Here is a 16,035-nt window from a genome sequence, read left to right on the forward strand (position 1 = left end):
AAAGAAGATCATTAATAGTCTTTTTTTAATTCAAACACTACTTAAACTACAAATTTTTCCTTCCTTTTTGATATGAAAAATACTACTTTTTTTCCATAATTTTCCAAAAAAGTAGAAGAATTAAAAATTATGTTTTCATTATCTTTACTTTCGTCTTGGTAAGATTGTTCTGTACCTAGCGTAATCATAAAATCAGCATCAATATCCATAGTAGCAAAACCTTTTTCTATGGTACTTTTTACAAAGTTTTCAACTTGCGAAAGTGTTAGTTTAAAAGGTTTTTCTATTATTTTTTTAATATGATATTCTAAATAAGGCTTCAACAACTCAGGAATCCACTTTTGATTTTTATCAACTCCAGTTACTTTTGTTAAGACCAAGCCTTTCCAATATTGTTTTACTTCTCCTTCTGCATTTGTTATGTAAACATTTATGGTAGTTTCGTTTCCTATTTCCTCCAATTCGTTCGTATGGATATATAATGATCCTTCAACTGGATTAGCATTTATATAAATTTCACTAGCAGCTGTAGGAAGCAATTGTTGTGAAGGTCTACATGCTTGATGGCAATGTATAGCCGCATCATTTAACCCAGGATCTCCCAAAATTAAATTTGCAGATACAAAATCTCCAAACCAAGATTCCTCTAACGAAGTTGTTGTGAGTGCTAAAGCATCTAATGCATTTACTTCATGGAAGTGTTTTATTCTTCTAAAAGGGCCATGATGGAATAACAAGTCATCATAAAAATGTGTTGGCGTATGAATTGCTAACTTAGTTAATGATGACGTGTCAATACTATTTCTATTGGCTACTTGTACAGATTTATAAGTTATTGTTGCTTCAAAACATTTTACTTCAAAACTAGAATCCTCACTTAATACGGCAGCTTGAAAAGTGTTTTCTGCTACTCTCGAAACCACAAAACGAATCTTATTAACTCCTTTTTCTGGTATAAAAATGGACTTGTTAATCTTTAGGTTTTCGAAATTCCACGAATCTTTATTTTTAGATAGCGAGTTACAGCATTGAGCCATTCCTTCTAAAATCATTACAGTTGGAAAAACGTATTGTCCATTAAATACATGATTTTTCAAGTATATATCATCATTAAGATTAATTCCTACCTCGGAAATAATCTCTACTTCAGGAATTTGATAAACAATTTTAGAAACAAACCTATCTAATGTATTCTTCTTTTTACTAAAAGTAAGTGTAGGAATGGTTCCATACCTTCCCGATACAATATATCTTCCTTCTTGGCAAGACGCATCTGCCAAAATGTTTTCCAAAATTGTGACACCATTTTTTACTGGTATAGGCCATACTCCTATACGCTTTAAACTATCAATACTATTCAAATTAGCTCCCATTCCAGTTTCATCCCAAACTGACCATTCTAATGTTAAACATCTACAATTTGGCGCAAGCCTCTTTAAGTCTTGAATATATAGGGCGAGTTGATCATTTGCAAAAGCGTAATCTGCATTTCCTTGCATACCACTTTGAGCAATAATAGAACCATACCCTATTACAAATCGTAAGTCTTGTATTTCAAGTTGATTTATAACATTTTTTAAACCGTTAACTTTTACTTCAGCTGTTATTTCAAAATCTTTGGCCTGTAGATCCTGAATACTTTTAGGATTATTAATTCCTGCTCCATGAACTATGACACTAATTTTCTTAAAGTCGCTTTTAATCTTTTCTATTGTTTGAGCCGTGGAATCTTCTGAACAAACATCAACACTATAATAGTTGAAATCGATACCTTGCTCCTTTAATAACGCTAAGTTATCAGACAACTCCTTGCTACTATTTTCTTTTGATCGACCAAGAATGGCTAATTTTGCATTTGTTTTTTTAGCCAACTGAAATACAGATTCAAATGTAATACCTTTACCTCCTCCTGTAGCTAAAATGACATCATCTGATGTTATTTGGTTTGTAATACTTCCTTTTTCTGGAAAAAACACTTCACACTGGGATTCAAATCTATTTTCTTTATCCGAATAAATGACTTCTTTATAGTTCGAAATCACTTCAAGTTCTTCTTTTATAATGGTAAGCTTATCTTCAATAGTCTCTGCTATTTCCAATACCAGTGTTTTTTCTATAATAGAATGTTCTAACATGAAAGAACGGAAAACTGGTTTTAAGTCTGTAATTGTAGTTTCTTTACTATTATTTACCTGAATGACCGCTACAAAGTTACTTTGTAGAATTTGCGGGTGTTTTAAGAAGTGTAAAAAATCCTGTAATACGTCATTAGTATCTGTATTTTGATATACAAAAACCCCTCCATTACCTAAAGTAAATTTTTGTGTATTTACTAGATTTTGAACGCTTTGTGTTAAATTAGAATTTGTCCCTTGAATTAAAATAGCGCCTTCTCCTTCTATCGTTTTTATTTTAGAGCGTTTCTTTACGACATCTATTCGGTTAAAAATATGTGTCCAATTGGTATATTCTGAAAAATCAAACATTTTAGATTCCGAGTTGCTTCTATTATCATTTTCTCCCTCATAAATTAACTTACTTAACTCTTCTATAGTACCATCTGCATTTGCTAATATTGAAGCTGCCGAATACACTTTATGACTCTTATTGAATGATTTAGCTACAAGTGATACTATTTCTGTAATCACTAATGAATTTAAATGCAATTGGGACATAATACGGTCTCCATTTGTAATGACTTCTACAGGGATTTCCGTTTTTTCACTTATCAGGTTTTTTAAATATGTTAAAACACCCTCCTCGGTATGCTCTGTTGGTAGCTTTGATAAGTTTGAAGAATCTGTTGAAACTATTGCCTCTGATTCTTGATTTTTCTGATTCATTAGCTCCTTTATGTCCGAAGATTTAAAATCTATCATCTCGCAAGGATTTATTAACACATCTAACACCCAATTTTCGATGTCAAAAGTTTTAAAGAATCTGTTTGTTGTTAACGCTTCAAACTTTACTGCTGCGCCATGTATAAAGGAAGCTGATAATGTACTTAATAGGCCTTTTAAAGATTCATTTCCGTAGTTTAATGAAACAACATTAACGTCTGCATCATTTTTTAAAGTTTTTTGTAAAGTAGTCCCAGGACCAACTTCAATAAAAAACAATGTATTTTCTTTTAAAGATTCTATAGCTTGCGAAAATTTTACGGGATTTTCTATTTGCTCGTATAAATAGGTTCCTAAACAACTATCTTCTTCTAATTTATCACCAGTAATTGTAGATATTACATTTTTTGAAGGTTTTTTAAATTCCCACTGGTCTAAATGTTTTTTGAATTCTAATGCTGCATTTCTCATCATAGGGGTATGGAATGCATGAGACACTTTTAAAAGTGCATTTTTCACACCATAACTAAAAGCTCTACCTTCTACTTTTATAATAGCTTCTTTAATACCTCCTACTACGTAATTATTTTTACCGTTATAACCTGTAATAACAACATCAATATTTTCTATTAGTTTATTTAATACAGTTTCTTCACAACTTAATGCTAACATAGTACCTCCTTCTTCTCCAAGGCTAGACATACAGTTTCCGCGTACCTGTGCCATATGTATCGCTTGGTCTTTACTAATGGTTTTTGCCCATGCTAAAGCCGAAATTTCACCTAAACTATGACCTACTCCATAATCAGCATTTACTCCTAAGTTTTTGAGAAGCTCTATGGATTCTAAAGTGCTCTCTACTATTTTTGGTTGCGCAATTTCTGTATCAACTATTGTAGATTCTAATATATCATTAGATTCATCTACTATACTTGCACTTTCGTTTGATACTTCTTGATGTAACTTTTTAAAGCCTCCTTGTCCATTATAAATAGGTGCTCCTTGTCCAGGGAATAGGAATGCGATATTTTCCTTTTTTTTGTTTTCATTAAAATAGACACCTTCTTTTTCGTTAATTAGCTTCTTTTCAGAAACTTCCAAATGCTGCAATAATGTCTTTACATTTTGTTCTAATTGGTCTGGTGTTGCTGCAACAATGGATGCTTTATATGTTCCTTGCGTTTTAAAATTTTTTAATATAGAATTTGAAAGATCTAGAAATTGTGCTCTAGAAATTTTGGAAGCTATTTTTGCAACTTGTTCTAACTTCTTAATTAAAGCTTCTTTAGTTACTGCTGTAAAGGGGAAGATCTCAAAATCCCTTGTACTATTAGCATATTTATTTAAAGCGCTTTCACTGTAATTGGACGCTTCTAAACTGGCGCTTTCTAATACAATATGTGCATTGATTCCCCCAAAACCAAAAGAAGAAACTCCTGATATAAATGCCGTCTCATCATTATGAGGTATTGGTTCATGAACTACTTTTATCTTATCATTATTTTCTTTAATCACAGGATGCGCCCCAGAAGTACCAACAGACGGAGGTACTACTTTATTTTTTGTAGCCATTGACGCCTTTATAACTCCTGCAATGCCTGCAGCTGCTTTGGTATGACCTATGAGGTGTTTTACAGAACTTACTATGGCTGGTTTCTCTAACTTATCACTACTTGATAATGCATTTGTTAACGCTGTAAGCTCTATATTATCTCCAATTTGAGTCCCCGTTCCATGTGCTTCGAACATAGTAACCTGAGATATATCGATACCTGAGCGGCTATAGGCTCTTTCCAATGCCAATTGTTGCGTTTCAGGTTTAGGCCGTGTCATGCCTCCTTTACCATCTGAAGAAATTCCCCAACCACGAATCACAGAATAGATATTTAATCCCATTTCTTTTGCTTGAGATTCCTTCATCATTAAAACAATTCCACAACCTTCACCTGGCCAAAATCCTTGAGATTTATCCCCAAAGACTTGCATATCTTCTACTGCCAAAGCACCATTTCTGGCAAAACCTATCATTTCAAAAGGATCTATACTTAAATCGACTCCCCCTACTAATGCCATTTCCATTTCGCCATTTATAATAGCATTACAACCATTGGTTAATGCTAATAAAGATGAAGAGCAAGCGCCATCAACGGTATAACCTCCTCCATTAAAATCGAAATAATTACAAACCCTACCCGCTATAGTATTACTTAGCCCTCCTGCTAATGTATCTGCATCTGGTTTTGGAAAGGGTTCTTTATATACTTTTTCAGTTTGAGATAGTATAGATGCTATTTCTTCCTTACTATAATCTAAATTACTTAAAGTAGATTCAAATACTTTAAACACGTAAGGCCAGCGTAAACGCATAATGTTCGCGCGAGTAAACTCTCCTGTTAACGAATTCCCTATAATAACCCCTACCTTATCTTTAGGCAAGCCTACACCGTTTTCGAAACCAGCATCAGCCAAAGCTCCTGCGGCTACATCTAATGCTAACCAATGAGTCAAATCGGTTTGTTCAAATGTGGACTTCGAAACTCGGAATTTCACTCTATCAAAATGATAATCTGTTAATACTGCTGCTTTTTTTATATAAGTTAAATCTACAGCGTCTTTATCATCAGTACCATAATAATCCAAATTCAAACGTTTATCAGGCATGGCTCTAAATTGTTGACGAGCAGCTAAAATATTTTCCCAAAATTCATTTATATTATTAGCTCCAGGGTAACGACAATCCATTCCCACTATAGCTATACCTTCGCTTTTTTTCATGATATCCGATTTTTATTATTAGTACTTTAATGACTGCTGATTACAAATTTTCTTTCCAGCTAGTTAGCCCTTCTCCTTTTGTAATCGTAACAATACCATTAGCTATTGAACCTAGTTTAAATTCTTCTACAGTTTGCTCTTTGTCTGGCCATTGGATTTTTATGGTCTCTGCTTTTTTGTTACCTAACCCAAAATGTAAATCACCGCAGTAGTTCGATAGAAAGCCTCCGCCCCCTGCACGATTAACCATTAAATTATCCTTATTAACAAATACTTTAGCTCCTACTCCATTTTTGTTGAAAGAGCCTAGGGTGTTATCCTCTAGTCTTACCTTTAAATAATTGCTCCCTTTATGTGTATTAATAAATACTCTTGAATCTCCTGGCTCAAAATTGGTTGGTGTCGGGAAGTTAGCATCGTGAGCAGGTAATACCCTTATTTTTCCATCAATTTTGGCTTTTAAATTTACTCCTGTTGATTTTCTTGAATCGTAACCTCCAATGTTTCTTAAAATGATATCTTGATAGCCGTCATTATTAATATCGGCTGCAACAACCGAACGCCCTTCTTCCGCTAATTGAATCATAGACCTATTGGATACTTTTTGAAGCACATCTGGTCCTTGTAATCCCCACACATCCAAATCGTAGCTATATACCATACTTCGTTTACCCCAATTCTTGGTTGGTGATTTACGATAGATATGTCCTTCGCTATCTAGTTTATCATATTTCATTTCTAAAATATTAAACACATTGTATTCGGCTGTTAGGTCTTTAAAATTCACTTTCTCCCCCTTATCTGTAGCATTTACCAATAAACGGCCTGGACCTGTTCCCATAATCGGAAAAATACCTCCTCCAGATCCCCATAAGCATCCTATCCAGTATAAATCTTTCCTACCATCGTTTTGAACATCCAAGGTGGTAGATCCCCAAGCAAATTCATAGGGGTCTAAACTATTAATATCGTAAGGGACATGACGCCCTCCTGGTATAAATGGACGTACATTATTTGGTAACGCTGCATCTGGAGGTAATGCTTTTGAGTGCTTTACTTTGGTCTCTAACTCGTTTCTAAAATCATTACCATCTATAACGGCATGCATAGCACGGTGACGGTTTGCAAAGTACTGTTGAGACATGGTTCCTACGGTCATCACAGGGTCTAAAATCATATTAGGATCTGGATAGGAGAATGCAAAATTCATCGAAGACCCTCCTAAATTTCCTGCAAATACATCTTCTTTTAGATCGTTATTGAAATCGGCTGGCGAAAAAGTCATCCAGTATCCTGATTTATCTGAACGTGCATATTTTTTAGGCTGAACGAATCCTTTTCCTTTATCGTTAATATATAAACGCAACCATCCTAAATCATTTGCCACCCATATATCTGGATAGCCATCGTGATTTACATCTTGTGTTACTGAGGACCATGATAATTGCCCATGCTCTGATTCCTGACCATTAATTGTCAGCCATTTTGGTTTATAAGGCTCAAAACTCATAAACGCCAATGAATATTCTTTTGGTAGTATTGGTAACTTACGAACCCGGTAATAGTCTGGCATTGGATTATCTTCATCATAAACCCCATCAACATTCATTTCTGAAGATTTTTCAATAAAGGTTAATTTTCCTGTTTCAGATAATTGGTTAATATATAATTGGTTTGCACCTCCCGAAAGTGCTTTAGCTCCACCTGGCCAATAATCTTCATCCATTGCATTTCCTTCGAAAATATCCAAGTCACCATCTAAATCGAAATCTGCAGCTAAAATTGAGAATGTGTTTCTTTTACCAGAAAGCCCTGTTTCTTTAGTTACATCTTTCCATTCTGGTATTCCATCATTATCTTTATCTCCCATATTCAAGAAAATCGTGTTGGCTCCATAAAACTCGTTTCCATTTGATGATTCTCTTTGATCATTTGTGTTATCACGTGGTTGGTATCCTTTTATAAACCCTAAGCCCTGACTTTTCATTGGTACGCGCACATTGTTTGCCTGACGTCCTACTGGGCGCACAAACTGCCCTAATACACGTTGCGTTTTTGGTGAAGACCATACCATGCCTTCCATACCGTTACCAACTAAAATATCTTGTAGACCATCGCCATTAATATCAGCGGCTATAGCTGTTTGTGAGTTACGTCCTTTGCGCTTACGGGAATCCGCTAAATTTTCACGAGGAAACAAATAGTTTTCTATTAGAATTTCTTCTTTCACATAAGTATCGTTTGCTTTAGCCAATTCATCAACTTCTTTATAAATTGGATTACCAGCTTCATCATTCCCCATATTTAAGAATAATGCATTATACTGTAACCTAGGTTCTTCTTTTAAAACACCTTTTTCATCTGTTGGACGCACCCAGTTATCTCCAGGATTCAAGAAATAAGTATCTAATTTATCATCCCCATTTGCGTCAAAAATTAATAACCCACATGACCCGTACTGACCCGCATAAGTTCCCCAGTTTTTAGCATCATCATCAAAAAGGGTTACTTCTTTAAATGCTGAAGGTTTTTCTAATTTTGAAAATTTACTTTCATCTAAAGGTTTACTATTATTTTTTACGACATTAAGAAACTTAACATCTTCATTGGCTCCATCTAATTCTTCTCCAAACTTTGCTTCAACGTTAGTTACTTGGCTTACTTTATATATTACAATATTGTGAAATATTATAGCAAACACGATTAAAAATGTGATTACTCCTAAAGTTATAATCTTAAGTTTCTTTGCTAAACTCTTTTTCATTATTTATGGTTTTATCTTAAATTATCATCTCTGTATGAAAAATACACTGGTGTAATGTACTTTTCTGTGTGGGCTATCTGCTCCTTTATTAAAGGTTGAGAAATTGGCACTCTGTATTTTACAATATCTGTAATGCGTTCGTATGAGGTAAAAGTGATATCCCAATGTGGTTTTTTATCTGTTGGGAAGCTTCTAATAAATACTTGTTCTAGCCCTTCACCATGAGAGTTCAATGCGTATAATTTTCCATTAGCATCTTCTCGAGCTAAATAAGCAAAACTGGGGTGGTACCCTTGATCTATTAAAAAAGGCCTTCTTTCTGCAAAACCAGATGCCGATAAGATTCCTACTCCAAAACCATGTAGTGTATAGTCTTCTTTTTGCACTAATAAGTTTAACGGTAAATTTCCTAGTATAATTTTCTTGTTATTTGGGTAATTAAAATGTAACTCGATATACTTAAAATTATCTTTTGTTTTATGATCTTCTTTTGAATTAAAATTATAACTGGTATATGGCTCCACTTCAAAAACTTCAACGCTTAAGGGGCTTTTATAAATACTGAAATCAAATTCCATTTTATCATTAACAGAATAAATGCCTGGTTCTATAAACTTGGACATTTTTACTTTTCTGTCTAACATATCGCATAATGAATCTGGACGCACATAGTTCCCAGACTTCTCACAAGTAACAAATCCTTTAGATAGTTTTCGACGTGATCCTTGAGATGAATAACTTACTTCTTCGTTTACTACTGTTGGTACATTACCGCCTAATGGTTTTAGTACTTTTCTTAATCTACTTAAATCAATCTCTACCTCCTCGTCTTTCCATACCAAAGCCTTTTTCACCTTGTCTTCAGGTAAATTATTTACTCCCGCAGTAATTTTGTAGTATTCTTCTTTTGGGAAACTAAACCATGAATGATAAATTTCGCCTGTTTTATCACTTGCATTCATTTCCCAAAGTCCAGAAGACAAACAGTTATTTACCACACTAAATCGTACAGGTTTAAATTTTGGATTGGGTAAAAACTCATAATCTTCGGCTAACTTCCAAGGAATCTCAGGAAGTAAACTTGTTTCGAAATGCGTAATTTTATCGTTCACCATTCCGTACGGAAAACTTAATCCGTTTCTAGAGTATTCTGCCATCATTAAATTGAATAAATCGAAATCATCTGGCTCACCTTTAAGTTTATAATGTAACCGTGGTACCAGATAATTTAAAGGCAACTCTTTTATCGAAAAATGATCTCCTTCGCCTTTAGAGATATCAAAATTAATATCAGCCTTTTTATCACTAGTAAAAGATATCGTGGCTTCTTTTATTTTTTCAAACCAATGGTGTCCTCTTAAAAAAGATTGTGTTGATGGTGTATATAAATACCCTTCTTCAACAACTTCTTCTTTTCCTGAAATTACATTTACTAATAAACTTTTTTTGCGCTCCTCGCATGAACATAACATAAGAGGTATTACTAAAAGAATTAACTTTTTTCTGAACATTTTATTAATTTTTAGATGTGTTTTAAAGTTGGTTTATTTTAGACTATATCCACTACAAGCTTACTTTCTTCTATCTCATAATTAACATCTTGCAAATTAACTTGCCCTAACCATTCTCTAATATGTTCTAGAAATACTTGGAAAGAAGGTTTCCCATCAATATATTTTTCTCCTTGGAATCGCTGCTTAAACTCCAAAGCTTTTTTATGGCATTTTAATCCACTTATGCCTGTTAATAGTTTTACTGTTATATCATCTTTATGGGGGTTTCCTGCAGTATACCTAGTATGCGCTGCTAGTAAAGCCCCTTGAGCTAACATAATTTGGTATATCCCAGAACTACTTTTTAATTTTGGTATTTTATCATTGGAAATACCTCCTGCATAAGCAGCTGCTAAGCCTATCCCTGACCAGATATTTGCTCGTCTTTCTTTAGGAAAAGTATTTATAGTATTCTTTATTTTTTTAGGTTCGCCCGAATTATAAAACCACAAAGCTCTTCCCAAACCATTGTCATAGCGCTCCAAATAAAAGTCATTTGATTTTATTTTTTTGGGAACATAAAAGTTAGTTATGGTTTTCTTTGTTTTAAACATGGCATAATAGAAGCCAACCCCATCCAACACTAACGGACCACTCATAGGATCAATTTTATCAATTAGTTTTTCGTACGAAGAATTAAATACACCACACGTAAGTCCTGCTCCTATGTAAGACATATATTCGTGTTTTTTATCTTTTTCTATTATATAATTCCAGAATCGATTTTTATTTCTTAATGAAACTAAGTCCAAAGCATACAACCCCATTCCAATCCCTTCATGAAAAAAACCAGAAAGCTCATTAGATATACTTTGAGAAATTGCTCTTAAATCATCATTTAACCCATGTTCTACTGTTGTATTGTATCCGTTTACAACTGTTTTAGCAACCATTTCAAGTCTAGATTGCGCTTCATGACCTTCTTCAAATTTTCTAACAGAAAAATTTGCTTCCTTTAAAGGCATCGCAAAAAACTGCTTCCTTATTAATTTTAAATTAAAAATCATATCATTTAAAGTTTAAAAAGTTGTTGATTTAAGTTAAGTATGTGTAGGTAAGAATTTAATCACTTTAAAACTGCAATTGTTACTGAGTTTTAATCCATACAAATTTTGTAATTATTAATCGATAATGATAATTACTATTGACTGATTTTAAGAATATTAGATTCAAATTCATGATTATTTGTAAGAAATAACATCTAATAATTAATACACAAAGCTTATACAAACTCTTGTTTTATTTGATGAAATCGACAAAAAAATCCTACAAATTATTTAAATTTATAAGAAAAAACATGATATTTGTTTCAACTTAATATTAACTTTTTATTTACGCATTTTTCATGAATTCACTTGAAAACCTAAAATTTACTGGCATGATTACTCTAAATAAAAAAGAAGATTTAATCATATTAGCTTTTATTATAATACAAATATGTGTCCTTTTTATACTAACCATCTTTTTATCACATAACAAAAATCTTAGAGCATCAGGGATTTTCAAAAAGCTAACAATCGTTTTTATTTTTTATAACATATTGCATTTCCTTTTTCCTTCTGCATCTTTACCCTTAAAAATTTTCATCCAAAAAACCCTCTTGCTCTTTAGCTCTATTGTTACCGTTGTCTATTATTTGTGCTTTGTTTACGAGCAATATCGTATTATACCTATTAAGTTATTTAAAATCAAAACCATTTTAAGTTTAGTTTTGACTTTAATACTCATATTGTTTATTATCCCTTTTTCTTTTTCATTTACTTTTAAATATTCGAAAGTTCTTTTCATTTCAGCATCAACTTTAATCCTAATTGCCAGCCTATTTAATAGTATTATTCTTTTTAAGGAGGATTATAAACATTCGGAAACACGTCATCATAGGTCTATAATTTTGCTTGGTGGTTTAGCCTTACTAATTTTAGCTTCTATCCCTATTTCATTATTAATTCTTAATGAAGATGTTTTTACAGAAATTTTACTGTTCAATATTGGTTTTATTATATTACTATCTCTGTTTCTTAAACAACAGTCCTATATTAATAAAAATCAATCTGATTTATTATTAGAGTATTTCAATGAAAATACTTCTCATAAATTTAATAGTGAAAAAATAAATTATTTTAGTGATCTGTATGCTTTGAATTCCAACGAAAAAAGTGTTATAAAAATGCTCTTAGAAGGGTATAGCAACGAGGTTATATCTTCTGAGTTAAATATACCTGAGGAGTTGTTAGTAAAAAAAAGTATTACTGCTATACACCGGAAAACAAAAACTAAAGACAACGAAGATCTGCTAAAGCTCTTTTTTATAAATAAAAAAACAACTAAAACTGATCAAAACGATTTTTCGAATAAAATTTTAAAATGTTTAGAAGGCTTTGAAAAACGTAAAGATTTTTTAGATTCAAATTTAAATATGAGCAATATGGCTAAAAAAATGAATACTAATCCTAAGTATTTATCAAAAACTATTAATGAACATAAGTGCTTAAATTTTAATAACTATATTAACAAATTAAGAATTGAACACACCATATTTTTATTAAATGAAGAGCCCAAATACAAAAATTACTCAATCAATTACTTAGCAAAAGAGGTCGGTTTTAACTATTCAGGTGTTTTTTCTAAAGCTTTTAAAAACTTTACGGGAACTTGTCCTTCTGAGTATATTAAGAACTTACCATAGTCTTGATCACAAATGTTATATATAGTAATAAAAAAGGCTTTCGATTTCTCGAAAGCCTTGTCTTTTCTAGTAGCGGGAACTGGACTCGAACCAGTGACCTTCGGGTTATGAGCCCGACGAGCTACCTACTGCTCTATCCCGCGATATAATCTTAAAACGATTTACTTAGCTCTTAACTTTCGGTTCATAATGCCGACCAAATCATTTCGGACTGCAAATATACAATCCTTTTTTACTATAACAAGCATTAAAGTAAAAAAAAATTATTATTCGATGTTAATTACCTGAAAATCTATTAATTCTGAATTTAAAAATTGAGCAGATATTTGCATTGGATTACAACACACCTCACAATCTTCGATATAAGATTGTTTGATGATAGAAGTATCAATCAGCATAGAAATGGTTTTCCAACAATATGGACACGTAAAAAAATGCTCTATCATAACATATATAACTAAAAAAAGCCAACAAATAGTGTTGACTTTTTTAAACTAAGAACGTATTAAATATAATTATTCTTTTTCAATATCCATCGTCGCCGTAGCGTTTTGCATTTCTAAATGTATTAAACTAGGAGGGTTTTTACCAGAAACACTAGTAAACTCTTCATTTAAATTATTATCACTAACCATCATAGTATTTAACTTGGTTAAGTTCATAAATTCCATTGGTAGATCTCCTGTAAATTGATTTGTAGACAATAATAGCTCTTCCAAATCTTTTAATTGTGCTATTTCAACAGGAATCTCTCCATCCATTTTATTATCCATAAGGCTTAGCTTTTTCAATTTTGACAAAGCATAAATCTCGTTTGGAATATGACCAGTTAAAAAATTGCTTCCTAATAAAAGCTCTTTTAAATTAGTTAAGTTCATTAATGAATTAGGAATGTCTCCAGTAAATTTATTACTATAAAGTTTTAAAGCCTCAAGTTTCTTTAATTCACCTAACTCCGAAGGTATGCTTCCTTCAAATCCGTTCATAAATAATTCTAAAGATGTTAATTCTTTTAAATTTTTTATCGTTAAAGGCAATTTCCCAGTTAATTTATTAAAACCTAAATTGATCTTCTTTAAATGCGTTAAGTCACCTATTTCTTGCGGTAACTCTCCTTGAAGGTTATTAAATTGTAAGTTAATTTCAATTACTTTATTATCTTCTACTTTAATACCATGCCAGGTATCCATACTAGCATTTAAATCCCATGTAGCACTCCACTCCGCTCCCTTGGTAGCATTATATAAAGCAATTAATGCATCTTTTTCTGTTAAGGAAGTATTGGCAAATGAATAGGTCGTTACAAAAAAGCATATTGCTAAAAGTTTTAAAGTCTTCATGTTCCGTATTAATTTGGGATTAATTCACTTACGAAAATAGAAGATATATCGATTAAAAACTATTTTATTCGACGAAATACATTAAATTTTAACAAATATTAGTTAGAAAACTGTTCAATTTCCAACTGAACCCCTTCCCATTTCTCCATAAACCCCTGCAAATCAGTTTTCATTTTTTCATAATTTTTGAAAAAATCAGGTTTAGAGGTAACTGTTTCGTAATTAACTTCAAGCTCTTTATCTATAGCTTTTATATCACGCTCTAACTGATTGATTTTAGCTTCAACATTGCTTAATTTATTATTTAAAGATTTTAACTTTTTTTGAGCTTCGTATGATTGATGATTCTTTTCTTTAGGCACATCCTTTACAACTGTTCTTTTTTCAACCTCACGAAGGTTTTCAACTTTACGCTGTTCTAAGTAATAATCTATATCCCCTAGATACTCTTTTATTTTATGATCTTTAAACTCGTACACTAAATTGGTTAGTCCCTGAAGAAAATCCCTATCATGCGATACCAAAATTAAAGTACCTTCAAATCGTTTTAAAGCCTCCTTTAATACATTTTTAGACTTTATATCTAAATGGTTTGTAGGCTCATCCATTATTAAAACATTAAACGGCTGTAACATTAATTTTGCTAATGCTAAACGATTTCGTTCGCCCCCAGATAGTACACGTACATATTTATCGACCTCATCGCCACGAAATAAAAAGGACCCTAAAATATCACGTACTTTACTTCTATTGGTTTCATTAGCAGCATCAATCATCGTATCTAAGACCGTTTTGTTACCGTTTAAATACTCCGCTTGGTTTTGAGCAAAATAACCTATTTGTACATTGTGCCCTAGCTTTAAATGACCATCATGCTTTATATCGCCAACAATAATTTTGGCTAACGTGGATTTCCCTTGTCCGTTTTGCCCAACAAAAGCTGTTTTACTATCACGCTCTACAAGCAAATCAATATTTTGTAAAACTTGGTTATCTCCATAGTTTTTTGAAATATTTTCTGTTTCTACCACCACTTTTCCAGGGGTTATAGATACAGGAAAATTAAGCGTCATCACACTATTATCATCTTCATCTACTTCAATTCTATCAATCTTATCAAGTTTTTTAATAAGCGATTGCGCCATAGTTGCTTTTGATGCTTTTGCTCGAAACTTTTCAATAAGCTTTTCTGTTTGCTCTATCTGTTTTTGCTGATTCTTTTGAGACGCTAATTGTTGCGTTCTTAACTCTTCACGTAATATTAAATATTTTGTGTAAGGTTTAGGATAATCGTAAATTCTGCCTAAAGAAATCTCTATAGTTCTGTTGGTTACATTATCTAAAAACATTTTATCGTGCGACACAATTACGACTGCTCCAGGATAATTCTTTAAAAACCCTTCTAACCAAATAATAGATTCTATATCTAAATGGTTTGTAGGCTCATCTAATAAAAGGATATCATTATTTTGAAGAAGCAATTTGGCCAACTCTATTCGCATACGCCAACCACCAGAAAAGGTATCGGTTAGTTTATTAAAATCTGATCGGTTAAACCCTAATCCCTGAAGAATTTTTTCGGTATTACCTTGATAATTGTAACCACCTAATATTTCATATTGATGCTGAAGTTCATTAATATCAATCATTAATTGATTGTAGCCTTCACTTTCATAATCGGTACGTTCTGCTAATTGGGTATTAATACCCTCCATTTTAACTTCTAACTCTTTGATCTCAGTAAACGCTTCATAGGCCTCTTCAAGCACGGTTCTTCCTAAAACAAAATCAATATCTTGTTTTAAAAAGCCAATTTTAAGATCTTTATCTGCAGCAATTTGCCCTGTATCGGGTTCCATCTCTTTTGATAAAATTTTAAGCATCGTAGATTTACCTGCTCCATTTTTCCCAATAAGGCCTATTCTATCTCCATTGCCTAGTTTAAACGTAATATCTTCAAACAGGTATTCCCCTTGAAACGAAATCGATAAATTATGAATGTTCATCATAGAAATGTAACTTATATTACAGTACTTTTATTATTAAAAACTTATTTTTGTTTTTGATTCTCCTGCTT

At 32.3% G+C, this 16,035-nt stretch carries 8 protein-coding genes and 1 tRNA gene; 1 reads left to right on the plus strand and 8 read right to left on the minus strand.

The genetic code is table 11. The features are described 5' to 3' along the window. Positions 1-41: 41 nt before the first annotated feature. Genes Q4Q40_RS09485 through Q4Q40_RS09500 form a run of 4 tightly spaced genes read right to left on the minus strand, consistent with a single transcriptional unit; the run spans position 42 to position 10,939 of the window. Positions 42-5,615: a type I polyketide synthase gene (locus tag Q4Q40_RS09485; RefSeq protein WP_303301558.1), complete on the minus strand. Its 5,574-nt coding sequence runs from the start codon at positions 5,613-5,615 to the stop codon at positions 42-44. A 40-nt stretch (positions 5,616-5,655) separates the two neighbouring features. Then, on the minus strand, positions 5,656-8,379 hold the full coding sequence (locus Q4Q40_RS09490; RefSeq protein WP_303301559.1) for a CRTAC1 family protein: 2,724 nt from the start codon (positions 8,377-8,379) through the stop codon (positions 5,656-5,658). An 11-nt stretch (positions 8,380-8,390) separates the two neighbouring features. Then, positions 8,391-9,890, minus strand: coding sequence for a hypothetical protein (locus Q4Q40_RS09495; RefSeq protein WP_303301560.1), 1,500 nt, complete (start codon positions 9,888-9,890; stop codon positions 8,391-8,393). Positions 9,891-9,928: 38 nt separating this feature from the next. Next, a complete protein-coding gene (locus Q4Q40_RS09500) occupies positions 9,929-10,939 on the minus strand; it encodes a DUF1702 family protein (RefSeq protein ID WP_303301561.1) in 1,011 nt (336 codons plus the stop codon). A gap of 704 nt (positions 10,940-11,643) precedes the next feature. Here Q4Q40_RS09500 and Q4Q40_RS09505 point away from each other — a divergent pair. Continuing rightward, positions 11,644-12,618: a helix-turn-helix domain-containing protein gene (locus Q4Q40_RS09505; protein WP_303301562.1), complete on the plus strand. Its 975-nt coding sequence runs from the start codon at positions 11,644-11,646 to the stop codon at positions 12,616-12,618. 70 nt (positions 12,619-12,688) lie between these two features. On the opposite strand, the gene Q4Q40_RS09510 is transcribed toward Q4Q40_RS09505, so the two are convergent. The 4 genes from Q4Q40_RS09510 to Q4Q40_RS09525 all read right to left on the minus strand — a co-directional run bounded on the left by Q4Q40_RS09510 (position 12,689) and on the right by Q4Q40_RS09525 (position 15,967). Then, positions 12,689-12,761: transfer RNA gene (locus tag Q4Q40_RS09510), tRNA-Met, on the minus strand. A gap of 123 nt (positions 12,762-12,884) precedes the next feature. Then, entirely contained in the window at positions 12,885-13,064 is a 180-nt protein-coding gene (locus Q4Q40_RS09515; RefSeq protein WP_303301563.1) for a zinc ribbon domain-containing protein, read from the minus strand. Between the two features lie 69 nt (positions 13,065-13,133). Then, positions 13,134-13,958, minus strand: coding sequence for a Two component regulator three Y domain protein (locus Q4Q40_RS09520; RefSeq protein WP_303301564.1), 825 nt, complete (start codon positions 13,956-13,958; stop codon positions 13,134-13,136). 98 nt (positions 13,959-14,056) lie between these two features. Continuing rightward, positions 14,057-15,967, minus strand: coding sequence for an ABC-F family ATP-binding cassette domain-containing protein (locus Q4Q40_RS09525; protein WP_303301565.1), 1,911 nt, complete (start codon positions 15,965-15,967; stop codon positions 14,057-14,059). Positions 15,968-16,035: the final 68 nt, after the last annotated feature.

Source organism: Flavivirga jejuensis, assembly GCF_030540765.1.
GTDB classification, from domain to species: domain Bacteria; phylum Bacteroidota; class Bacteroidia; order Flavobacteriales; family Flavobacteriaceae; genus Flavivirga; species Flavivirga jejuensis.